Source organism: Bacillus sp. GbtcB10 (assembly GCF_019091365.1).
Classification (GTDB): Bacteria; Bacillota; Bacilli; order Bacillales; family Bacillaceae; genus Bacillus; species Bacillus altitudinis.
Genome location: NZ_JAGXJP010000343.1, coordinates 1 through 242, shown reverse-complemented (window position 1 = coordinate 242; position 242 = coordinate 1). Strand labels below are relative to the sequence as shown.

1 protein-coding gene is annotated in these 242 nt (G+C 37.6%); it reads right to left on the bottom strand.

From position 1 onward, the window contains the following. Positions 1-160, bottom strand: a 160-nt coding sequence (locus KVT11_RS20445) for a DUF2227 family putative metal-binding protein (protein WP_217609205.1), incomplete at its 3' end; no start/stop codon positions are given. Between the last annotated feature and the right edge of the window lie 82 nt (positions 161-242).

Sequence of the window (242 nt, the reverse complement as noted above, 5' to 3'; positions counted from 1 at the left end):
ACGTATCTAAATCCGGTGTTAAAAATGTAGTACCTACTAAAAAGCCAATTGCAAAAGTTAATAAAAAATCACAATTTGTTAGTCCATACGAAAAGAGCAGAAACAAAACAACCGGAAGGGATATTAAGTTTATTTTCGTATGCGTTCTTCCTGATGGCATAATGCACTTCCTCGCTTACGTTCGCCCTGTCACCATGTGCCAGTTCTCACCTAGTGATCTAATTTCTGATCGATAAAGGATG